The organism is Clostridium malenominatum, assembly GCF_039521365.1.
In the GTDB taxonomy this organism is placed as follows: Bacteria; Bacillota; Clostridia; order Clostridiales; family Clostridiaceae; genus Clostridium_AW; species Clostridium_AW malenominatum.
In genome coordinates this window covers 63,270-86,890 of sequence record NZ_BAAACF010000003.1, presented here as the reverse complement: position 1 = coordinate 86,890, position 23,621 = coordinate 63,270, and the positions used below count along the sequence as shown (strand labels likewise).

Sequence of the window (23,621 nt, the reverse complement as noted above, 5' to 3'; positions counted from 1 at the left end):
GACAAATAATGCGAGGAATATCAATAGTAGTACCAATATTTAATGAAGAGGATAATGTAGAAGAGCTACATAAGGAAATTAAAGAAGTATGTGAAGAATTAAATTATGATTATGAAATTATTTTTATAGATGATGGTTCAAAGGATAAAACTTATGAAAGGGCTATGAATTTAAATCCATTAAAATATATTAGATTTAGGCGAAATTTTGGACAAACAGCAGCTATGGATGCTGGAATTAAGTCAGCAAAATATGATTATATAATCACAATGGATGGGGATAGGCAAAATGATCCAGCAGATATTCCAAATTTAATTAATTATTTAGAAGAGAATGACTTGGATGTTGTTTCAGGTTGGAGAAAATATAGAAAAGATACTTTTATGAAAAAGTTCACTTCAAGAGGTGCAAATCTTTTAAGAGGGTTAATTGTAAAAGATAATATTCATGATAGTGGTTGTTCTCTGAAGATATATAAAAAAGAATGTTTTGAAAATGTAAATTTGTATGGAGAAATGCATCGATTTATTCCAGCTCTGTTAGAAATTAAAGGTTTTAATGTCGGAGAGGTTGTTGTAAATCATAGAGCTAGAACAGCAGGTGTTACAAAATACAACTGGAAACGTACTTTTAAAGGATTTGTAGATATGATTTCTGTTTGGTTTTGGCATAAGTTTGCCGTTAGGCCACTACATTTAATGGGAAGTGCAGGAATAGTGACTTTAGGATGTGGAATTTTTTTTGCAATTTGGACAGTTGTATTATTTTTAACAGGTGAAGATTTATCAGATAACTTTCAACCAATACTTACTATATTTTTTATTATAACAGGTCTACAGTTATTTATATTTGGGTTATTAGGAGATATGCTTTCAAAAATATATTATGGAAGTAAGATAGATAAATCTTATAGCATAAAAGAAATTAAAGAAAACAAATAAGGAAATGAAAAGGTGGTTTCCACATAATGAGAATGCCGATAATAATTAATGAAAAGATAAGTTTTTATGATATTGTATTGAAATATATATGTAGAGATCTAATTTTAGGCATAGCAAAATATGTGCCATCAGCTTTAGGAATACCATTAAGAATGATATTATATAAAATATTTTTAAAAAAATGTGGGAAAGGACTAAGAATAGCATCTGATGTAACAATCAAGTTTCCAGAGAATGTAATTGTCGGAGATAATGTTTCATTTAATGAATATGATTGGATTGATGGAAATGGTGGAATTGAAATTGGAGACTATGTAAGTATAGGACCTAAAGTTTCTATAATTTCTTTTTCTCATGGATATGAGGATATTCATGTCCCCATTAAATTACAAAAAAAGAAATTGAATAAAATTTTAATTGAAAATAATGTATGGATAGGAGCAAACGTTGTTATCACTGGTGGAGTTAAAATAGGAACTGGAAGTATTATAGGTGCAGGAAGTGTTGTATTAAATGATGTAGAGCCGTATTCTATTGTTGCTGGAGTTCCTGCTAGATTAGTAAAGAAAAGGGTATAGGTGTAATTTATTAAAATGAAAACAACAAATTTTATTAAGTCTATAATAAAAAAAAAATGTAGTAGAGAAATAGTGACTTATACTATTTTTGGCGTTTTAACAATGTTTGTTGGAATTTTTATATATCAAGGGCTTTTGTTTTTTAATATAAGCTATAAAACTGCAAATTTGATTTCACTTATTTTAGGAAAACTGTTTGCTTATATTACTAATAAAGTAATTGTTTTTAGAAGCAAGAAAAGTAACATTTACCAATTATTTAATGAATTTATTCGTTTTATACTTACGCGAGGTTTTACAGGGATTTTAGATTATTTTGGATTAATTTATATGGTAGAATTTTTAGGTATTAATAAAGTTGTTAGTAAATATTTATTACAAATTATAGTTATTATTTTAAACTACGTTTTTGGAAAGTTAGTTGTGTTTAAGAAAAGCTAATGCAGAATAAAACTTATAGGATAAAAAATTTGATTAAATGTGGTAAATATATCAGGAGAATAATAGTGAATAAGAAATTAGAGCTTACGATAGATTTAGCTAGTGTTTCTTTAGCCTTTTGGTTAATACACGTTTTAAATAGTAAGCACTCTAAAAATAAATAAATTTGATATTTTACAATTATATTTTGATCATACTTAGGGGGAAAGAATATGTACAAAATTGCAGTAGCAGGGACAGGTTATGTAGGATTAGTGGCAGGAGTATGTTTTGCTGAAGTAGGTCATCAAGTCACCTGCGTAGATATTGATGAAAAGAAAGTAGAATTGATGAAAAAGGGAATCTCGCCAATCTATGAACAGGATTTGGAAGGTTTGATGAGGAAGAATTATGCAGCTGGTAGGCTCTATTATAGTACAGATTATAAAAAAGCTTACAGAGATGCAGATGCTATATTTATAGGAGTTGGAACTCCAGAGCAGCCAGATGGTTCTGCAAACTTAAGTTACTTAGCCACCGTTGCAAGGCAAATATCTGAAACAGTAGAAAAGGATTGTCTTGTAGTAGTAAAATCTACAGTACCTGTAGGCACTAATGATAAAGTAGAGCAGTTTATAAAAGATTTCTTACCGCATGATGGTGAGATTTGTGTTGGAAATGGTGCTGGTTGTAATAGAAGAATTAGAGTTGAGGTAGCTTCTAACCCCGAGTTTTTAGCTCAAGGTACAGCAGTGCATGATACTCTTCATGCTGCAAGAATTATTATAGGAACAGAAAGTAAATGGGCAGAAGATATGCTTATGAAGATATATGAGCCTTTTAATATTCCTATAGTATCTGTAAGTAGAAGATCAGCAGAAATGATAAAGTATGCATCCAATGACTTTCTTGCACTTAAAATATCCTATATGAACGATATTGCTAACCTTTGCGAGCTTGTAGGAGCAAATATTCAAGATGTAGCAAAAGGTATGAGTTTTGATGAGCGTATTGGAAGCAAGTTCTTAAATGCTGGTATTGGCTTTGGGGGCTCCTGTTTCCCTAAGGATACAAAGGCTCTTGAATATTTAGCAAGACAAAATGGATATGAACTTAGAACAATTAAAGCTGCCATTGATGTAAATAGTGATCAAAAGACCATATTATATAAAAAGGCTTCTAGACGTCTTATTACATTTAATGGCTTAAAAGTAGCAGTTCTAGGGCTTACATTTAAACCAGGAACCGATGATTTAAGAGAAGCACCGTCTCTTGAAAATATACCTTTATTATTAGACTGTGGAGCAGATATTTATGCTTATGACCCAGTAGGCAAAGAGAATTTTAAAAAGGTATATCCTGAAGGAAAAGTGGGACAAGGTGCTATAAAGTATGTTGATAATATAGAAGAAGCTTTGGAAAATGCTAATGTATGTTTTATCTTTACTGAATGGGGTGAGGTTAAAGCTATTAAGCCAGTAGAGTATAAGAAATTTATGAGAACTCCTTTGGTTTATGATGGAAGAAACATATATAATGTTGAAGAAATGAAAAAGCTAGGGGTAGAGTACTATTCTATAGGAAGACCATACGTTGAAATTTCTGAGGCACTTTCTGAAGCAGCTGCAACCAAAAATTAAAGGAGGAAAACAATTGAGTTACAAACCTTTAGATACAACTAAAACATTTTTAATTACTGGAACTGCAGGTTTTATTGGATTTTATTTATCCAAAAAGCTTTTAGAGAAAGGTTGCAAAGTAATAGGTATTGATAATATAAATGATTATTATGATGTAAATCTTAAGTATGCAAGATTGGAAAAGCTTAAACTCTTTGAAAACTTTAAATTTATCAAGGGAGATATTTCAGATAAGGCTATGATAATGAATGCCTTTGAAGAGTACAAACCTAATATAGTAGTAAACTTAGCAGCGCAAGCTGGGGTTAGATATTCTATAGAGAACCCAGATATATATATTGGAAGCAATATAATTGGCTTTTTTAATATCCTTGAAGCTTGTAAATATAATCCTGTAGAACACCTTGTGTATGCATCATCCAGTTCAGTATATGGTTCTAATAAAAAAGTACCTTTTGAGGAATCTGATTTTGTAGATAATCCAGTATCACTCTATGCAGCCACTAAAAAATCTAATGAATTAATGGCTCATACTTATAGCCATCTTTACAAAATTCCAGCTACAGGGCTTAGATTCTTTACAGTTTACGGTCCTATGGGTAGACCAGATATGGCTTACTTCGATTTCGCTAATAAGTACTTTGCTGGCGAGCCAATTAAAATATTTAATAATGGTAATTTTAAAAATGACTTATATAGAGATTTTACATATGTTGACGATATAGTAGAAGGGATTGAAAGGCTATTAAGCAATCCACCAGAAAAAAAAGAAAATGCTGCTGCCCATAAAGTATTTAATATTGGAAATAATTCACCTGAAAAGTTGATGGCATTTATCGGAACCTTAGAAAAGGCTTTAAGCAATGCTTTGGGAAGAAAAGTAGAATTTGAAAAAATATTTGAACCTTTAAAGGCAGGAGACGTACCAGCAACATATGCTTCAACGAACAGACTGCAAGCAGCTATAGATTTTAAGCCATCTACATCAATTGAAGATGGACTTCAAAAATTTGCAGATTGGTATGTTGAATATTACAAAATTAAATAAAAAAGTTTGTAGAATTGGTGCTAAATACAAATCACCACACAAATATTGCATTAGAGGTAGTAAATATAGCGCGTAAACTCATTAATTTTATTGTCCGTAGTAATGAATTATGTAAATCATAGAATGAATAAGACACAATTTTATCATATGGCCAGTATTATTAGTGAATTAGTAAATTTATATGTTCTGAAATCTTTATAAAAAATTCAAGAACTTATATCAAAATAATGTAAGGAAAGTGAAAAAATACATAAGGAATATATTATGAAAATATCTATAATAATACCAAACTACAACGGAGAAAAATATTTAAAAGATTGTTTAGATTCCCTATCTAAACAATCTTTTACTAACTTTGAAATTATAATAGTAGATAATGCATCTACTGATAATAGTCTAAATATCATAGAAGAAAATTATCCAGGTATAAAGTTAATTAAAATGGATAAAAATTACGGTTTTAGTGTTGCTGTAAATAGAGGAATAAAAGAATCAATGGGAGATTATGTGGTTCTTTTAAATAATGATACTGTAGTTTTTGAAGATTGGTTGTTTAATTTAGTAGAAGCTATTGAAAGAGACTCTAAAATATTTTCTGTTTCCAGCAAAATGATACGTTATCGTGAAAAAGATAAAATAGATGATGCTGGAGATGAATATTGTCTTTTAGCTTGGGCATATAAAAGAGGAGACGGAGCTTTTATAGAAAAGTATATTAAAGACTGTGAAGTTTTTAGTAGCTGTGCTGGTGCTGCTATCTATCGTAAAAAGATTTTCGGGGAAATAGGCTATTTTGATGAGAGCTTTTTTGCTTATATGGAAGATGTAGATATAAGCTACAGAGCTAAAATTCATGGGTATAGGAATTTTTACTCTAGCAAGGCTAAAGTATATCATATAGGCAGTGCCACTACAGGAAGTAAATATAATAGTTTTAAAGTAAAATTAGCCGCTAGAAATAATATTTATGTAGTATATAAAAATATGCCTTTAATTCAGCTTATAATAAATATTCCCTTTATTTTTTTAGGATTTTTAATAAAATATATGTTTTTTTATACGAAGGGATTTGAAAAAGAGTATAGAGAAGGAATTAAAGAAGCCTTTAAAAACTTAAAACACATAAACAAGACAAAGTTCTATTATAAAAATCTCTTCAATTATGTTAAAATAGAGGCAATAATGGTAGTAAATACATTTAAATATTTTATATACAAGCTAATTAAAATTCTAGAAAGGTAGTTCAACCATGGACTTATCAATAATAATAGTAAACTACAACACAAAAGAACTTTTAAAGCAAACCGTAGAATCAGTTATAAATACTGTGGGACAAGCGGTGACTTACGAAATAATAGTTTCCGATAATGGCTCTAAAGATGGCAGTTGTGAAATGATAAAAGAAAGCTTTCCAGGGATTAAGCTTATTGAAAACAATGCCAACTTAGGTTTCTCAAAGGCAAATAACATAGCTATAAAAGAATCTAAGGGAAGATATATACTCATTCTTAACTCAGATACAGTGGTTAAAGAAAATTGCCTTCAAAAATCTGTGGCTTATATGGATAACCATCCTGAAGCTGGAGTTCTGGGGTGTAGAGTGGTACTTCCTGATGGAAGCTTAGATAAGGCTTGCAAAAGAGGGTTTCCAACTCCTAAAGCTTCACTACACTATATATTAAAATTAGACAAACTTTTCCCAGGAAATAAGAACTTTGGGCGTTATCATATGGGTCATCTATCAGAGTTTGAAACGGGTGAGGTAGATGCTGTAGTAGGAGCCTTTATGATGGTGAGAAGAGAAGCTATAGATAAAGTGGGGCTTCTCGATGAAAGTTTTTTTATGTATGGAGAAGACATTGACTGGTGCCATAGAATAAAAGAAGGAGGATATAGAATAATCTATTATCCAAAAGCCCTTACTATACACTATAAAGGAGCTTCTAGTAAAAAGAAAAGAGTAAAAACCATTTATGAGTTCCATAGAGCCATGTACTTATTTTATAATAAGCACTATAGAAAAAAATATAACATTTTTATTACTTTACTAGTATATATAGGAATAGCATTAAAACTTATTTTAACTTATATGGTTAATATATTTAAGAAGAAAAAATGATAAGAAGGTAGGTGATATTTTGATTAAACAGAATCAAAGGTATCTAAATGCACTTGGGATTATATTAGATGCTTTAGCCATATTAGTTTCCTTAATATTTGCCTGGTTTTTAAGATTTAAAAGTGGCTTAATTTATTCTCAAGATGCTACTACTGTTAATTTTTATTACTATTTAATTCCTACTTTGTGCATAATACCTGTTTATCTAATTCTTTATGCCTCATTAAAACTTTATACACCCCAAAGGTATAAAAACTTTTATGAAGAGAGCATAAATATTTTAAAAGCCAATGTAGTTGGAATTACAATATTTATTCTCATGCTTTATATTACTAAAAAAGTAAACTATTCAAGGTATTTACTCTTCATACTAGGTATATCCAACGTTGTGATAACGGTTTTGGAAAGAGCTATAATAAGACTTATTCTTAGAAATCTTAGAAGAAAAGGATATAATTTAAAGCACATTGTTGTCATAGGATATAATTCTTTAACTTTTGAGTTTTTAAAAAGAATAAAGAGAAATAAGCAGTGGGGATATAATATAATAGCTATTTTGGATAATAACATAAAAGATTTAAAAGCCCTAGAAGAAGTTGCAGCTGTTTCTATAAAAGAAAAATTTAACTTTAGTGGAGTATCCTTTGATGGTATGGATACATTGGAAAAGTATCTCAATGATTTTGAAGTTGACGAGGTCTTCATAACCTTAAATATAAAGCAATATGATGCTTTAGGTAAAATAATTGATACTTGTGAAAAGAGCGGCGTAAGAACTCAAATAATCCCCGATTACTACAAATATATACCTGCTAAACCCTATGTGGAAGAGCTTGAAGGACTTCCAGTAATAAATATAAGATATGTACCTTTAGATAACATGATAAATAAATTTATAAAAAGAATTATAGATATTATAGGAGCGGCTATAGCTTTAATCATTTTTTCTCCTATAATGATTTTAACTGCTTGCTTGATAAAAATAACATCACCAGGTCCTATAATATTTAAACAAGAAAGAGTAGGGCTAAATAAAAGAAGTTTTATTATGTATAAATTTAGATCTATGAGAGTTCAAAAGGATGAGGAAGAGGTTGCAAAATGGACAACTTCTCATGACCCAAGAAAAACTAAGTTGGGTACTTTTATAAGAAAAACCTCTATAGATGAATTACCGCAGTTTTTTAATGTACTTAAAGGAGATATGAGCCTAGTGGGGCCAAGACCAGAAAGGCCTTATTTTGTGGAACAATTTAAAGAAGAAATACCTAAGTATATGATTAAGCATCAAGTAAGACCTGGAATAACAGGTTGGGCTCAGGTTAATGGATGGCGTGGAGATACCTCCATTGAGAAGAGAATAGAGTGTGATATTTACTATATAGAAAACTGGAATTTTTGGCTGGATATAAAAATAATGTTTCTTACAGTGTTTAAGGGGTTTGTTAATAAGAATGCTTATTAATAGAGATAGTCTTGAAAAAGGATGTAGGGGGCCTATAGAATAATTAAAATTCATAATATATTTACCATTATTTAATTATATCCTTATGATTTTATAGTATAATACTTATAACACAATATTATACTTATAAGGTGGGTTAGCTAATGGAAATTACTGATATACTGAGTAGAATAAACTTAATTAGTGAAGAACTACAGGATAAAATTGCGCCAGTGGAGATATTAAATAAATTCAGTGGTGGCAGGTCAGGGGCAGTAGTATACTTAGTTGAGTACGGGGCTGATAATAAGGTAGGTATTTTGAAGATAAGCAGCTCTAATGAAGGTAAAGTATTTCAAAAGGCCTATGAAATTGCTTCAAATAATAATATGCATAAATATATAGCCAAGCTTATAACAAATTATGAAATAAAAAATAAACAAAGCTTATTATATGCTAATCTGTATGATTTAGCAGGAGACCATATATATAAAAGTGAAACTTTTTTAGATAAGGTAGTCAATGAAGATGAGCTTAAAGATAGTATAATTTCTAAAATAACAAGATTTTTATTTATGTGGAATAAAGACCATGAAAAAAGACTTATGTCTCCATTAGAAATAGTAAAAGGAGAATTGTCCTATAGATATATGGATGAAAAATATAAAGATGCTTTCAGTAGTATTGGAGTGCCTAAGGAGATAAAATGGATATCCTTAGATGGTACAGATAATATTCTGCCTAATCCTTATTATTTCTTTAATAATGAAGATGTATGGAATGGATTAAAAATAACTTGTTTAACCTCTTATGCTCATGGAGATTTTCAAGGGGACAACATTATTATAACAGAAGATAAACCAATTATAATTGATTTTTGTGATTTGCTAGAAGACTGTAATGTGTTTCATGATTTAAGATATCTTGAATCCATTACCTTAGGAGATTATATAGAAATTAGCCAAAATTGTGATAAAGACCTATGGATTAAAACCTGTAATAGTTTAAGTGAAGGGATAATGGAGGTAGATATACCTCAGGGGAAAGGTATGAGTCTTTTAAGACAACTTATGCCTAAACTTAGAGAAAACCTAAAGCTAATTGTATCGGACAGTCGCAATGTACTTTACAACCCTTCCTTCTATTTAGCAGGGGTAGCTTCTGGGCTTATAAATATGAGAAAATATAAAAATATAAACAAGAAAAAAGCAGCTTTTATATATGCAGCTTATAACTTAAAAATGCTTTTGAAGGATGAAGCTGTTAATATGTTTAAACCAAGCTTAAGTTCTTGTATGGTATTTAACTGGGTTAATGAAAAAGAAAACTCATTGGTGACTTTGCTACCAATGAAGGAAGTAGCTTATAATGATTATCCTCAATTCTTGAAGGTGGTTAGTAAATAGTTAAAGTCAAAAGAGATAGTGTAAAAGCTATCTCTTTTTTATATATTTAAATTTAATGAATTCTTAAGTAACAGTTAAGGTTTGTTATATGGAAATGTAGGCACTCCTGTGGTAAAATTATCATGTATGTGAAATAATTTCATTAAAAGAAGGAGATAGATCATGGAAAAGAAAGATAAATTTAAATTTAAACTCAAACTTACGAAGAAAAACCTCAGTATTTTTGCAATTGCCTTAATAGCTTTAATATCAATAGGAATGTCTGTTAGTAAAGGAAATAAGGATGCTTCCATAAAAGTAGATACAGGAAAAGCTTCAAAAAAGAGAATAGTGCAAACAGCTTCAGCTACTGGAAATATTGAAGCTAACCATAGAAATGAAGTGGCATTAAATCCGTCTACAAAAGTTGTAAAAGTTTTGGTTAAAGAAGGACAAGTTGTTAAAAAAGAAGATATCATAGCTCAATTAGACGCCTCAGATTTGAAGAATCAGCTTCAAAAACAAAAAATTAATCTTCAAAATGCTAATATCCAACTGAATCAGCTGCAAGGTACAAGTTTAGCGAACGAAATAAATAATGCAAAAAATTCGGTTTCACAATCAGAGATATCTCTACAAAATGCAAAAAATAACTACGATGATTTAAATAAAAAATATTCACAAACAAAGGCTTTATTTGACAAAGGCTTTGTTTCAAAAAATGAATTTGATGGAGCAGAGAAAGCTTTAACAGATGCTGAAAATGCAATGAAGACTGCCCAACTTTCATTAAATAATGCAAAAAATTCACTATCAAATTTAACTGTTAGCAGTAGTGATAAAATATCAACTCAAAGAAATCAGATAGCCCTTATAGAAGCAGATATAGCTAATTTACAAGATAAAATTGAACAATGCAATATAAGAGCAAATGTAGATGGAAAAGTTGTAAGAAATGATGCTAAGGAAAATCAATACCCAAAGACTGGAGATTTGGTTATAGTTGATGATACATCCAAGTATAAACTTTCTTTAGATGTAAGTCAGTACGATGCTGTTAATCTTAGAAAAGGACAAAAGGCGACAATAAAAGTAAAAGGTATAGATAAAGAGTATGCTGGTGTGGTTGCAGATATACAAGATATAGCACAAGCAAAAATTAATGCTACTGGTGGAAATCAAGAATTTAAGGTTGGAGTTAAAATTACTTTTGATAGTATAGATGAACTTATAAAAGCAGGTTATGAGGGAAGTGCAGAAATTATTTTAAACGAAAGTCCTTCATCTATAGCAGTTGGTTTTGATGCAGTAAAGGAAGATAGGGCTGAAAAGAAAAAATATGTATATGTAATAAATGATAATAAAGTTTCAAAAAAATATATTAAAACAGGCTTAGAATCAGAGTATGATATAGAAGTTTTAGAAGGACTTGAAGAAGGAGAAACATATGTAATAAATCCTCCTGAAAAACTTAAAGAAGGTGACGTGGTTTCACTTAACAAATAATTAAAGGAGGAATATATTGTGATAATAAATCTTAATGATATTGTTAAGGTGTATGATACAGGAGCAATTAAACTAAAAGCGTTAAAAGAAATTAATCTTTCTATAGAAGAAAAAGAATTTGTTGCTATAATGGGGGCTTCAGGTTCTGGTAAATCAACTCTTATGAATATTTTGGGCTGTCTTGATAGATTAACTTCAGGTAAGTATATTTTAGATGGTGAGGATATATCTTCTTTAGATGACAATAGTTTAGCTGAAATAAGAAATAAGAAAATAGGTTTTGTATTTCAGGCTTTCAATTTACTTCCCAAGCTTACAGCATTAGCGAACGTGGAGTTACCTATGATGTATGCTGGATATCCTAAAAGTGAGAGGGAAGAAAAAGCAAAATTAGCCTTAGATAGGGTGGGACTTTCAGATAGAATTCATCATAAACCCAATGAATTATCTGGGGGACAAAAACAAAGAGTTGCTATTGCTAGAGCTTTGGTAAATAGTCCATCCATAATACTTGCAGATGAACCTACTGGAAACTTGGACAGTAAATCTAGTGAGGAAATTATGGGTATATTTCAAGAACTTAATGATGAAGGCGTTACTATAGTCATGGTTACCCACGAACCAGACATTGCAATGCATACTAAAAGAGCTATAGTATTTAAAGATGGAAACATAATATCAGATAAGCCTGTAGAAAAAAGAACTGTAATTAATAGTAAGGAGGGGGAATAATGAATATTTTTGAAAGTTTTCAATCCGCTCTTCAAAGTGTAAGAGCAAATAAGTTAAGATCCTTTCTTACTATGTTAGGAATAATTATAGGTATATCCTCAGTAATTACCATAGTTTCTATAGGAGATGGTACTAAAAACTTTATAGCTGGAGAATTTTCAGACTTAGGAACTAACCTAATAAATTTAAAAATAAATTCATCCGATGATAATAACATAGAAAAAAGAGATTATTTTACTATGGAAGATATAGAAATGCTTAAGGGAAATATTCCCGAAGTAACCCATGTAATGCCAGAAATAGGGGGCATGGGGTCCTTGAAAACAGAAAAAAAGTCCAAGTCCGTGAGAATAGGAGCTACTAATGCTGATTCCCAAAAGGTTTATAATATTAAAATGTTAAAGGGAAGATATTTAAATGATCATGATATAGATACAAGAAAAAATGTAGTAGTTTTAGACGAACCTACCGCAAAAAAGTTATTTGGAGATATAGATATTGTTGGAGAAAAAGTAAAGATTAATGTAAGAGATAAGTATATGGATTTAAATATAATAGGCGTTTGTAAAGACCCAAATGGAGGTATGAGTGCAGCATTTGGAGACAATATGCCAGGTCTTATCTTGATGCCAATAACTTTAGGAGATGAATTGTTTACAAATACAGACATACAAGGTCTTTCAGTTATTCTTTCAGATATGGATAATGCAACAGAAGTAAGCAATAAAATGGTAAGACTCTTAGAAAACTCTCATAAAAATAAGGATAAGTATTCAGCACAACAGGGATTTAAGGAACTTGAAACCATAGATAAGGTGCTTGGTACTTTAACCCTAGTGCTAGGAGCTATAGCTGGCATATCTCTTGTGGTTGGAGGTATAGGAGTTATGAATATAATGCTTGTATCTGTAACTGAAAGAACTAGGGAAATAGGTATTAGAAAGGCCATAGGAGCCAAAACCAGAGATATTAAAATTCAATTTTTGATGGAGTCTGTTATTCTTTGCTTAATAGGGGGAACTATAGGAACAATACTTGGAATATCTCTTGGGAAACTGGCAAGTAGTATTATACATGTTGATGTTCCTGTATCATTAAAAGTAATACTTGTATCTTTTGGTTTCTCTTCGTTGGTTGGTATATTCTTTGGGCTATATCCAGCAAATCAAGCTGCAAAGTTAGATCCAATAGAGGCCTTAAGATATGAATAGTTTTTATTAAGTGAGAATCGAAGAATTGAGTAAGAAAGGAAAAAGTAAATGAATAGAAAAAAGCTAATTACTTTTCTTATTGCTGGAGTAATGATGGTTTCCAGTGGTAATGTTATAGCAGCTCAGAACAATAATGCAGATACCTTGGATATTGAAAAAACTGCAATAGAAACAATTAAGAATTCCACATTAATTAAAACATCCATTAAACAAACGGAAAATGCTCAAAATATATACTATAATGCAAAAGCTGCCGCCCAAATGGGACTATCCATGGGTAGGGGAGATTTAGCTAAAATGGTAGTGTATAATCCCATATCAGCAGAAAATTTGCTTAATCAATTTATAACTAATGAAGTGGTTAACACAAACTCTGTAAGAATTGACGCATATTCTAAATTTATATCACTTTTAAAGGCAAATTATGCGGTAAATATTCAGAAGGAATTAAATGATAGTTTGAAGAAAGCAAATACTAAAGCTCAGCTGCAGCTAAGCAATGGTTCAATATCTAAAAGTAATGCAAGACTTGCAGAAATAAATTATTTGAAATCTGACTATAAGCTAACTAATTTTGAAAAGAGTCTTGATTCAGCTTATATGGATATTAACTTGGCAATGGGAAGGGATATATCAAAAAGTTACGCTGCATTAATTGACAATAATATAGTTCCTGTAAAGAAAATTAAATCTTTAGATGATTATATAAAGGATGCACTAGTTAGCAGGGGAGAAATAGTTAATGCTCAAAGTACACTGGATGCAAAGAAAAAGGAATTTGAATATGATAAAGGCTCTCTTCGTACGGATTATATGTTTTACGTTAAGAAAACCCAATATGAAATTGATAGAGCTGAAAGTGATTTAGAAAAAGCTAAAATAAATATTCAACTAGAGATTACCAATGGCTATAAGACTCTTGTAGGATGTATGAAGGCTATGGAAAATCAGCAGATTAATTATGACCTTGCAAAATCAAATTATGAATCAGCGAAAATAAAGTATGATAATGATACCATTACCATAAATCAGTTTTTAGAGGCTGAAAGCGCAAAAGCTGAGGCACAAATTAATCTAAAAAATGCTCAATTAGATGCATGGTTAGAGCAAGTAAAAATGAACAATGCTACTGGCGTTGGACCTGGATTAAAATAACTTAAGAGGTGAGTATATGAAAAAGAAATTTGCTGTTTTTATGGCATTGGTAATGGCAGTAGGGATTTCATTACCCGTGTATGCAGTTGTAGATAATTCTACTAGTAGTTCTGAAATAAATTCAAAAATAATAGCCGATGGCAGTGCGTCACTAAATCTTTCATTAGAAGATGCATTGAAGCGTGTGGAAACTAGTTATAATCAAATACTCCTTGATGATAGATATATTGAAATTTTAGATAGACAGTATCATCAAGCAATGGCTTATAAAGATAGTGGAAGTAATTCTTTGGAGGAAGATGGTGAAAAGACTTTAAAATTAAATGTTCCTGTAGCCCTATATAATTTAAATAATAAAAAGCATGAAAGAGAAGTTAATTTAAAAACTGCTAAAGTAACAATAACAAATGAATATCAAAATATACTTGCGGCACAGCAAAATATAGATTACATAAATGAAGAAATATCAAAACTACAGAAGGAAATGAACTCGATAAATGCCAAGATTAATGTGGGACTGGCTAAGGCTTCAGATATTGAGCAGTTTAAAGCTACTATGGCAACATATGAGGCAAACCTTAGCTCAGCACAGAGTAAAATGAAATCTTCAGTAATCTCTCTAAAAAATGATTTAGGAATTGATCTTAATACAGAGATAGTACTTACTTCAAAGCCTATAGAGTATGTAAAGTTTAATGATTCCCTCATTTATAAAAGGATACAAACTGCAATAGAAAACAGTTATAATATAAAGGCATTAAAGCAGGAGATTGAAAACACTGAGATTGAATATAATATTTATGACAGATTTTCAAATGCTAATAAAGATTCAACAGAAATTAAGCTTGAAGGTTTAAAGAATCAATTAGAGCAGATGCCAAATTCCATAGAAGTTCGACTAAGGACTCAATATAATACTTTAAAATCTTTAGAAAATGGTATAGAAGCTGATAAGTTAAACATAGAAGCTGCTGAAATCAATTTAGAAATTGCACAAGAAAACTATAATCTAGGACAAATAACTTATTTAGATTTATTAAGTGCAGAGCTTCAGCTTTCTAAGGCTAAGAATACATTGCAGCAAGATATAATTTCATATATGGCTGCTGTAGCAACTCTTGAAAATAGTTTGGAGCTGCAATAGCAAATTTCATTAGAGATAGTTCTAAAAGAGAGCTATCTCTTTTTTATATGAAATATAGTACTATTTAAAATCACATTCGCATAAAGATTATATTGATTACAAATATAATTTTAGGAGGTTTATCGATGAAAATCAAAAAGAAAATTACATTTTTACTCACCAGCTTAATGGTTTTATGCTTTTCTGTAACTGCTTATGCATCACCAATTGCCTTTGATCAAAAGGTTATTTCAAGAATTAGTGTTAAGAGAATGATGAAAACATTAGAAGATTTATCAGTTAATCTTGGACCTAAAGTAGCTAGTTCTCCAGAAGAGAGACAAGCTGCCCAGTATATTGCTAGAGAATTTGAAGGATATAAATACGATGTACAAGTTCAAGAGTTTACTTATGAAAATAACGTTGGATATTTAAAAATGTTAAAACCAGAAATTAAGGACCTACATATTCAAGTGAATAAAGGTACAGTAATTACTTCTGAAGATGGAGTTACTGGAGAAATCGTAAATTGTGGATTTGGAGCAAAAGAAGAGTTTACTGACAAAGTAAAAGGAAATATTGCTCTTGTTAAAGCATCTCAAAAGACTACTGCTATGTATAAATCAATATTAGTAAATGCAGAAGAAGCGGGAGCGAAAGCAGTAATAATTCAAAATGACGATTGGAGAAGATTAAGTATATCTTCCACAGTTATAAGTACAATTCCTTATGCTACATTAAATAAAGATGCTGGCGAAATGCTAGAAGAAGGAAGTGTTGTAAACTTAAAAATAAATAGATACAATACATCTCAAAATGTTATAGCTACAAGAAAGCCTCATAAAAATCAGGACAATGGAAATATAGTAGTGGTATCTGCTCACTATGATTCAGTGCCAACAGCTCCAGGAGCAAATGATAACATCACTGGAGTAGCGGCAATGCTAGAACTTGCTCGTATATTTTCTTCCTTCCCAATAGATACAGAAATACGTTTCGTTGCTTGTGGCTCTGAAGAAGTTGGATTATTAGGATCAGCTTATTATGTTTCTACTCTATCAGAAGATGAAAAGACTAGAATTATAGCAAACTTTAACATGGACATGGTAGGTACAGCAGGAGAAAAGCAAACTACATTATATGTTAATGTTAATGATGGAGAAGATAATTTAGTTGCTAGAACAGCTAGAGAAGTAGCTCAAAGATTAGGCTATGGAGAGGTTATAAAAGCTCCATTTAAAAGAGGAGCAAGTGACCATGTATCTTTCTGGGCAGCGGGCATTGATGCAGGAAACTTCATATGGAGAGATCCTGTAACAGCAGATTTAGAACCATGGTACCATCAGCCTTATGACACTATAGATAGAATTAGTGAAGAAAGATTTAGAACAGCCACAGAAATAGTTGGAGCATCTGTTTATGAATTAATAAGAAAGGATAACCCAAGCCTACAGAAAGCTAAGATTCAAAAGCAAATGTTAGAAGAATATCTAAAGAATGAAGAAGTTATTATAGAATAAAAGGGTTAGAGATAGTTCTAAAAAGAGCTATCTCTTTTTTTCAATCTATTGTGTTATATATAAAAAATAGTATAATGTACTTAAGATTATACTGACTGGTCAATAAAGAGTTAGAGAGGGTTATTATGAATAAAACAAAGAGATCAATATTTGAGTCAGCCATAAAGGTTTTTTCTATATATGGCTATGATGGGGCTACTATGGATGAGGTAGCGGCACAAGCTGGAGTGGCAAAGGGAACCTTATATTATCATTTTAAAAGCAAGGAAGAAATATTTAAATATATAATAGAAGAAGGCATGAATTTAATTAAAGGCAGAATTGAAGGGGCAGTGAAAGAAGAAAGTAATTCAATATTAAAGCTTAAAACTTTATGCAAAGTTCAGATAAGCTTAGTTTATGAAAAAAGAGACTTTTTTAAAGTTGTAATGAGTCAACTTTGGGGTCAGGAATTGAGGCAACTTCAGTTAAGAGATAGCATACATGAGTATATAAAGGATATTGAAGAATATTTAGAGGAAGCTATGAAGGATGGATTTATAAAAAGTGGAGAAAAATCTTTTATGGCATACACTATTTTTGGAATGTTATGCTCTACTGCAGTGTATGAGCTTATAAACAGTGATAAAAATAATGTGGATGAAGTAGTAGATAATCTTATGAATTATATATTAACAGGAATAGAGGCTTAAGTACTAGGTGCTTAGGTCTCTTTTTTATATGCAAATAGTTAAAAAAAATAATTGACAAATATCGAAAAAAGCAGTATAAATATAACTGACTGGTCAGTATAAAAACATAACATTAAAGGAGAGGTGAAATAATGAATTTTTTAAAGGTAGCTAAAAGAGATATTTCAAGTATATTTAAAAACAGATTCATAAGAGTATCTGTTACTGCAATAATAATAGTTCCTCTTTTGTATAGCTTACTTTACCTATATGCCTTTTGGGATCCATACAATAGATTACATGACATGCCCGTTGCTGTAGTAAATATGGATAAAGGAAGCATAAAAGATAATGAAGAAGTTAATTATGGAAAAAATGTAGTTGATAACTTAAAAGGTAATGATAAAATTGGCTGGAAATTTGTTTCTATTGATGAAGCAGAAAAAGGATTAAAAGCAAAAAAAGGTTATTATGCTATGTTCGTTATTCCAGAAGATTTTTCAAAAAAGATTATAAGCGCAAAGGATGGAAAGCCTGAGCAACCTGAAATAATTTATACATCTAATGATAAGAAAAACTTTCTTGCAGCTCAAATTAATGGCAAGGTTTCTGGAGAATTAAAAGCTGAAATTGTAAAAAGTATAACAAAAGAATATACAAAAGCTACTTTTGATAGTCTTTTTGAATTAAAGGATGGCTTAAATAAAGCCGCTGATGGAAGTACGCAATTAAAAGATGGAATGATAAAGGCACAAGAAGGAACAGAAAAACTTAAAGGTGGAGTTGTAGAGTTTAAGAAAAACGTTCCTACCATGGAAGAAGGAGTAAGGAAGCTTTACAACGGATCATCTGAATTAAGTAATGGATTAAAATTATTTAAAGTTAATTTAGATAAATTAACAAGGTTATCTTCAAAGGGCTCATTAGAAGCATTAAAAAATCCTAATACAATTAAGGGTGCTGAAACTTTAATGAAGGATGCTGTAGTATTAAAAGATGCAGACACATCAATATTAGAAATAGTACCTGGAATTATGACTCCACAAAATATACAGGTCTTAGGAAAAGTTGCACTAGATTTTAAAGAAATAGATATAAATTCATTAACAAATATACCAGAGATTAAAACATTGACAAAGGCTGAAAATATGGCCAATGTAAATAAACTACTAAAGGATACAGAAAGCTTAAGTACAATTGATATGAACAAAATGCTTCCATTAATGTCAATGTTAAATAACTCTGATAAGCTAGTATCCTTGCTGGATAGCCTTGAAAAGTTAGGAAATGCTGATGCAAGTTTAAATGATTTAGCGTTGATGCAAAATCAGGTTAAAGAAAACACTGCCCTTATAAATAATGTTAAGACATCTTTAAGTAAAGAAAATGTAGAGTACTTAAATAATATTCTTCCACAGTTAGCAACTTTGAAGGGTGATTTAGATAAAAATGGAGAAAGCTTAACTGCGGTTAAATCATTAGTTAATAAGGTTAGTACAGATAAAAATATGCAAGCTAGTTTAGATAAATTGCAAGTATTACAACAGGATTTAAATACAGCTAAACCAATAATTTTAGCAATACAGAAAAATATAACTCCTGAACAGATGAAAAACCTTGCTAATGGACCTAAACTTTTAAATCAGTTATTAAAAATGCAGAAGGATTTAAAGGACAATGAAAAACTTTTACAGGTTGCACAAAATGCATTAACAGAAGATAATATTAAAATGGCAGAAAGCTTAATAGCGGTAATGCCAACTGTATCAGAGGGAGTAAATAAGTTATATAATGGTTCATTAGCATTAAATGGTGGACTTAAGGAATTAAATGAAAAGGTACCTCAGTTATCAGAGGGAGTAAGCAAATTATACAATGGTACTGATGAATTATATACTGGAATGACAAAACTTACAGAGGGTTCAGAAGAACTTAGTGATAAGCTAAAAGAAGGATCAGATAAAATAAATAAAAATCTAGTAAATAATAGCGATACCATGGGTAAATTTGTTTCAGAACCAGTTATAATGGCTGAAAAACCAATTTATGCAGTTAAAAACTATGGGTCAGGATTTGCACCTTACTTTATTCCGCTTTCCCTATGGGTTGGAGTAATAATGATGTTCTTCATCATTACAGATAAGGTAGATGCAGATGTAGAAGCAGGTCCAGTTTCAATTGTAGCAGGTAAATTCTTATCCTATGGATTTATAGGATTACTTCAATCAGTATTAGCAAGTATAATAGTACTAGCATTAGGATTAAAGCCTGACAATATACCTTTATATTTTGCATTTAATATATTTATGTCCTTTGTATTTATTGCTATAATTCAATGCTTAATATTCTTACTTGGACAAGCGGGAAGATTGCTTTCAATAGTATTATTAATATTTCAGTTAACTTCCTGCGCAGGTACATTCCCATTAGAGATTGTACCAAGATTATTTAAAGTATTAAATCCTTTAATGCCATTTACCTACTGTGTATCAGGATTAAGGGAAGTAATATCAGGGGTAGATTACTCCATACTCGGAAAAGATATAGCAGTACTTGGAGGAATGCTTGTAGTGTTCTTTATAATTTCAATCATGCTAAAGGAACATGCAGATAAAGTACAACTAAAAGTTCAAGGGGAAATGAATAATATTAGTAAATAATTTAAAAGAGAGAGAGTTCTAAAAAGAGCCATCTCTCTTTTTAGAATTCAATAATACTTTCTATAAAAAAACTTCGTAATATTTATTAATAATGTGTAAATGTAACCAAATCATAGAGAATTTGTTGTATCATTATATTGTACTATTGAATACAGGAGGAAAAGTAATGAACGTAAGAAACAAAGGTATATTTAGCAAAAGGGTTGCTAGCATGATTGTATTTACAACGGTGGTTGCTAATGTGTTTAGTCCTATTAGTGTACAAGCGTTAGGTAAATTTGATTTTACCTCTAGTTTAGTATCCAAAGAAATTAACAAGGAAGAATTTGTATTAGTTCCAGGAGTTAAGGAAAAGAGATATTCTTTTAATGATAGATATGGTAAAAGGTTAGAAGTGCTTGTAGCAGAGGTGGATACTAAAAATCCATATGTAGGCATTGAGGCAGGCACTCCAGGAGATAAAGATGGCTATGGAATGGAAACCTTGACTTCTCAGGCAAAAGCAGCTTCAACCTCAGAAGAAAAGGTGGTTGCAGGGGTAAATGGAGACTTTTACTATATGGTAACTGGAGAGCCTATAGGAGTGATACATAAAGATGGAAAAGGAATTAAAACAAGCCATGCGGCAGGGTGGGATTTTTTCGGTATATTAAAAGACGGAACTCCTATAATTGGAGATGGGGAAACATATAAAGAAGTAAAGGACGATTTAGAAGAAGCTTTAGGTGGAAGTGCGCTACTTGTAAAGGATGGATATGTTAACGAGGGCCTTTCCGCTGAAAGAGAGCCAAGAACAGCAGTAGGGATAAAGGAGGACGGTTCAGTATTTTTCATAACTGTTGATGGAAGACAGGAACCTTACTCAGCTGGCATATCACTACTTGATTTAGGAAGACTTATGAAGGATATGGGAGCGGTACAAGCTTTAAATTTAGATGGTGGAGGTTCTACTACCTATATTTCAAAAAAACCAGTTAGTAATACACTATCCGTAAGTAATAAACCTTCTGAAGGGAGAGAAAGAAGAGTTGGAAACTCATGGCTAGTAGTAACAAAATACCAATCAGATGGTGAATTTGCTACAGCTCATATTGAACCTTTTGACAAAAGCTTTACTCCAGAATCTACAGTTCAATTTAAAGCCCATGGAAGAGATAAGTCTGGAGAAGAAGCGTCCCTTCCAAGTAATAATTTGACTTGGTCCCTTTCAGATGATTCCTTTGGAGGAATTGACCAAAATGGATTGTTTAGCTCCACTGGAAAAGCTGGACAAGTTGAAATTTTATTAAGTTATAATGGTGAAATTGTAGGAAGAACTTGGGTGGAAATTGCTGTTCCAGATAAAATAAATCCTAGCGCTAAACAAATTTCAGCGGAGAAAAATACTCAAATCTCTTTAAATGTTAACGCTGAATACCAAGGTAGAAATGTAAAATTAAAAAATGAAGATATAGTATGGGAAGTTTCAGAAGATGTTGGAACAATAGACAGCTATGGAGTACTTTACACAAAAGATAAAAGTGGTGTTGGAAAAGTCACTGCTAAATTCAAAGGAACTAATATTTCTACTACTATTGACGTAGCGGTTGGACAACCGTCTCAAATCCTTTGGGATTTTGAAAAGGATATAAGTTGGAAGGTAAATACTACAGGCAAAGGAGAAATAGTCTCTTTAGAAAAGGGCGTATATGGTAAGGATCCTGTGAAGACTGGCAATGGCTCTTTAAAAATAAATTTTGATTTTACTAAGGGCGAAAAAAATACTACCCTTGGAGTATATGCAGGGCCTGGAGAAGACATAGAGGTTTCAGGTAGACCAAAGGGAATTGGCATGTGGGTTTATGGAACTCCAGAGTCACAAGGCTATTGGATGAGAATGGCCTTAGTAGATGGAAATGGCCAAGTACAAAACCTAAATCTAACTTCAGAATCTGGAGTGGATTGGACTGGATGGAAATACGTTAAAGCTCAAGTACCTGATAATATTGTAACTCCCTTTAAGATAAGTGGAAACCAGGGAATAAGAATAATGTCAATTTCATCAGGTAATATTGGGCCTATGACTAAAGGTAATTTATATATAGATGATATTAAAGCTATTTACAGCGAGGAAGAAGAAGTTATAGTAAATACAACTAGACTGGCGGGAGCAGATAGATTTGGAACAGCCACTTCCATAGCTAAAAAGATGTATACAGAGAAGGCATCTACTGTAGTTATTGCCAATGGTTATAATTTTACAGATCAAATATCCGCAAGTACTTTAGCTAGTAGTTTAAAAGCTCCATTGTTATTAATAGGTAACAATGCTAAAAATGATAAAGAGACTATAGATTATCTTAAAGAACATATGGATAAAAGCGGTAAGGTATACATAGTTGGAGGAAAAGGTGCAGTGCAGGATAATTTGGTAAACTCCATAAAAGCTTTAGGAATTAGTAACATTGAAAGATTTGAGGGTAAGGATAGATATGATACCAATATCAAGACCAATACTAAGTTAAATATATCAGAGGGAACCCCTGTGATAATAGCTAGCGGTGAAGGCTTTGCAGATGCATTAAGTATAGCCAGTATTGCTCAAATGAATAAATACCCAATAATACTTACCTCTAAAAATACTTTGACTAAAGATGCAGAAGCTTATATTAAGAAAATAAAACCTTCAAAGGCATACATCGTAGGGGGAGAAGGGGTAGTAAGTTTAAATGTTAAAAATACATTATCCGAACTAACCCTGTTAAAGGATAGTGACATAATAAGATTAAGCGGAAGTGATAGATACAAAACTAATATGAGTGTTTTAAAACATTTTAATATAAATGGAGAGGCCATTGCTATTGCATCAGGAGTAAGTTTTCCAGATTCCTTGGTTGGAAGTGTTTATGCTACCTATAACAATGCTCCAATAATGCTTGTAAGTAATTCCATGGATTTAACAGAACAAAGACAATATGTAGGGATGAAGGCTTATAAAAATATAATAATATTTGGCGGTAGCGGAGTAGTAGGGGAAAATTTATTTTAAAAAGAAAGGAAGTCTTTAAGAATAAACTTAAAGGCTCCCTTTCTTTTTGCTATGCGTATATCCTACCACATTATGTTCTTTTGAAAGTTCTATCATGAAATTATCATATAAAGGGCACTTAGCTTTAACACAAGAAGAAAGATGTATATATTCTACTCCTACAGCTTTCATTTTTTTAGCTTTACTTAAAACCTCTTCTACAGAAGCTTCATTGCAACCATTACAATGGACAAAACTTACTAATTCTATTTCTTCTCCTTCATATTCTTCAAAGGCTCCAGTTTTATTGTTAAAGGCTTTAAAGCAACCTGAGCCTGAACATCTTGTTGAAACGTCATAGCAATTTATAATACCAACTTTTTTCATTAAGGACCTCCTCAAAATTAAGCTAGGTATATAATAGCATATTATTTTATAGAGACCTATGATTTATATCACAG

19 protein-coding genes are annotated in these 23,621 nt (G+C 31.1%); 18 read left to right on the top strand and 1 reads right to left on the bottom strand.

Going from position 1 to position 23,621, the window contains the following annotated elements; translation table 11 throughout:
• Window positions 1–8 precede the first annotated feature (8 nt).
• The 18 genes from ABDZ69_RS12305 to ABDZ69_RS12220 all read left to right on the top strand — a co-directional run bounded on the left by ABDZ69_RS12305 (window position 9) and on the right by ABDZ69_RS12220 (window position 23,181).
• A complete protein-coding gene (locus ABDZ69_RS12305) occupies window positions 9–941 on the top strand; it encodes a glycosyltransferase family 2 protein (protein WP_343770049.1) in 933 nt (310 codons plus the stop codon).
• 26 nt (window positions 942–967) lie between these two features.
• Window positions 968–1,519, top strand: coding sequence for an acyltransferase (locus ABDZ69_RS12300; RefSeq protein WP_343770047.1), 552 nt, complete (start codon window positions 968–970; stop codon window positions 1,517–1,519).
• A gap of 15 nt (window positions 1,520–1,534) precedes the next feature.
• Window positions 1,535–1,960 (top strand): GtrA family protein, encoded by a 426-nt coding sequence (locus ABDZ69_RS12295; protein WP_343770045.1) that lies wholly within the window; start codon window positions 1,535–1,537, stop codon window positions 1,958–1,960.
• A 212-nt stretch (window positions 1,961–2,172) separates the two neighbouring features.
• Window positions 2,173–3,579 (top strand): UDP-glucose dehydrogenase family protein, encoded by a 1,407-nt coding sequence (locus ABDZ69_RS12290; protein WP_343770044.1) that lies wholly within the window; start codon window positions 2,173–2,175, stop codon window positions 3,577–3,579.
• Window positions 3,580–3,592: 13 nt separating this feature from the next.
• Window positions 3,593–4,627, top strand: a complete 1,035-nt coding sequence (locus tag ABDZ69_RS12285) for a GDP-mannose 4,6-dehydratase (protein WP_343770042.1) — start codon at window positions 3,593–3,595, stop codon at window positions 4,625–4,627.
• Between the two features lie 264 nt (window positions 4,628–4,891).
• Complete coding sequence (locus tag ABDZ69_RS12280) at window positions 4,892–5,869, top strand: glycosyltransferase family 2 protein (RefSeq protein ID WP_343770040.1); 978 nt, start codon at window positions 4,892–4,894, stop codon at window positions 5,867–5,869.
• Window positions 5,870–5,876: 7 nt separating this feature from the next.
• On the top strand, window positions 5,877–6,746 hold the full coding sequence (locus ABDZ69_RS12275) for a glycosyltransferase family 2 protein (protein ID WP_343770038.1): 870 nt from the start codon (window positions 5,877–5,879) through the stop codon (window positions 6,744–6,746).
• Window positions 6,747–6,765: 19 nt separating this feature from the next.
• Window positions 6,766–8,211, top strand: coding sequence for an undecaprenyl-phosphate glucose phosphotransferase (locus tag ABDZ69_RS12270; RefSeq protein WP_343770037.1), 1,446 nt, complete (start codon window positions 6,766–6,768; stop codon window positions 8,209–8,211).
• 143 nt (window positions 8,212–8,354) lie between these two features.
• The gene (locus ABDZ69_RS12265) at window positions 8,355–9,596 is read left to right on the top strand and encodes a hypothetical protein (RefSeq protein ID WP_343770035.1); all 1,242 of its coding nucleotides are present in this window, start codon (window positions 8,355–8,357) and stop codon (window positions 9,594–9,596) included.
• A gap of 162 nt (window positions 9,597–9,758) precedes the next feature.
• Entirely contained in the window at window positions 9,759–11,081 is a 1,323-nt protein-coding gene (locus ABDZ69_RS12260) for an HlyD family secretion protein (RefSeq protein ID WP_343770034.1), read from the top strand.
• Between the two features lie 18 nt (window positions 11,082–11,099).
• Window positions 11,100–11,813 (top strand): ABC transporter ATP-binding protein, encoded by a 714-nt coding sequence (locus ABDZ69_RS12255; protein ID WP_343770033.1) that lies wholly within the window; start codon window positions 11,100–11,102, stop codon window positions 11,811–11,813.
• Window positions 11,813–13,024 carry an ABC transporter permease gene (locus ABDZ69_RS12250; RefSeq protein WP_343770030.1) on the top strand — a complete coding sequence of 404 codons (1,212 nt, stop codon included), beginning with the start codon at window positions 11,813–11,815 and terminating at the stop codon, window positions 13,022–13,024. The genes ABDZ69_RS12255 and ABDZ69_RS12250 overlap by 1 nt, the downstream gene beginning before the upstream one ends.
• A gap of 48 nt (window positions 13,025–13,072) precedes the next feature.
• Window positions 13,073–14,179, top strand: a complete 1,107-nt coding sequence (locus ABDZ69_RS12245) for a TolC family protein (RefSeq protein ID WP_343770028.1) — start codon at window positions 13,073–13,075, stop codon at window positions 14,177–14,179.
• 16 nt (window positions 14,180–14,195) lie between these two features.
• Window positions 14,196–15,323 carry a TolC family protein gene (locus ABDZ69_RS12240; RefSeq protein WP_343770026.1) on the top strand — a complete coding sequence of 376 codons (1,128 nt, stop codon included), beginning with the start codon at window positions 14,196–14,198 and terminating at the stop codon, window positions 15,321–15,323.
• Between the two features lie 125 nt (window positions 15,324–15,448).
• Window positions 15,449–16,822 carry a M28 family peptidase gene (locus ABDZ69_RS12235; RefSeq protein WP_343770024.1) on the top strand — a complete coding sequence of 458 codons (1,374 nt, stop codon included), beginning with the start codon at window positions 15,449–15,451 and terminating at the stop codon, window positions 16,820–16,822.
• Between the two features lie 125 nt (window positions 16,823–16,947).
• Window positions 16,948–17,514 (top strand): TetR/AcrR family transcriptional regulator, encoded by a 567-nt coding sequence (locus tag ABDZ69_RS12230; RefSeq protein ID WP_343770022.1) that lies wholly within the window; start codon window positions 16,948–16,950, stop codon window positions 17,512–17,514.
• Window positions 17,515–17,645: 131 nt separating this feature from the next.
• Entirely contained in the window at window positions 17,646–20,153 is a 2,508-nt protein-coding gene (locus tag ABDZ69_RS12225; protein ID WP_343770020.1) for a YhgE/Pip domain-containing protein, read from the top strand.
• 166 nt (window positions 20,154–20,319) lie between these two features.
• Window positions 20,320–23,181, top strand: a complete 2,862-nt coding sequence (locus ABDZ69_RS12220; RefSeq protein WP_343770018.1) for a cell wall-binding repeat-containing protein — start codon at window positions 20,320–20,322, stop codon at window positions 23,179–23,181.
• Window positions 23,182–23,208: 27 nt separating this feature from the next.
• Here the strand turns inward: ABDZ69_RS12220 and ABDZ69_RS12215 are convergent, their stop codons facing one another.
• Window positions 23,209–23,547, bottom strand: a complete 339-nt coding sequence (locus ABDZ69_RS12215) for a CGGC domain-containing protein (protein ID WP_343770016.1) — start codon at window positions 23,545–23,547, stop codon at window positions 23,209–23,211.
• Window positions 23,548–23,621: the final 74 nt, after the last annotated feature.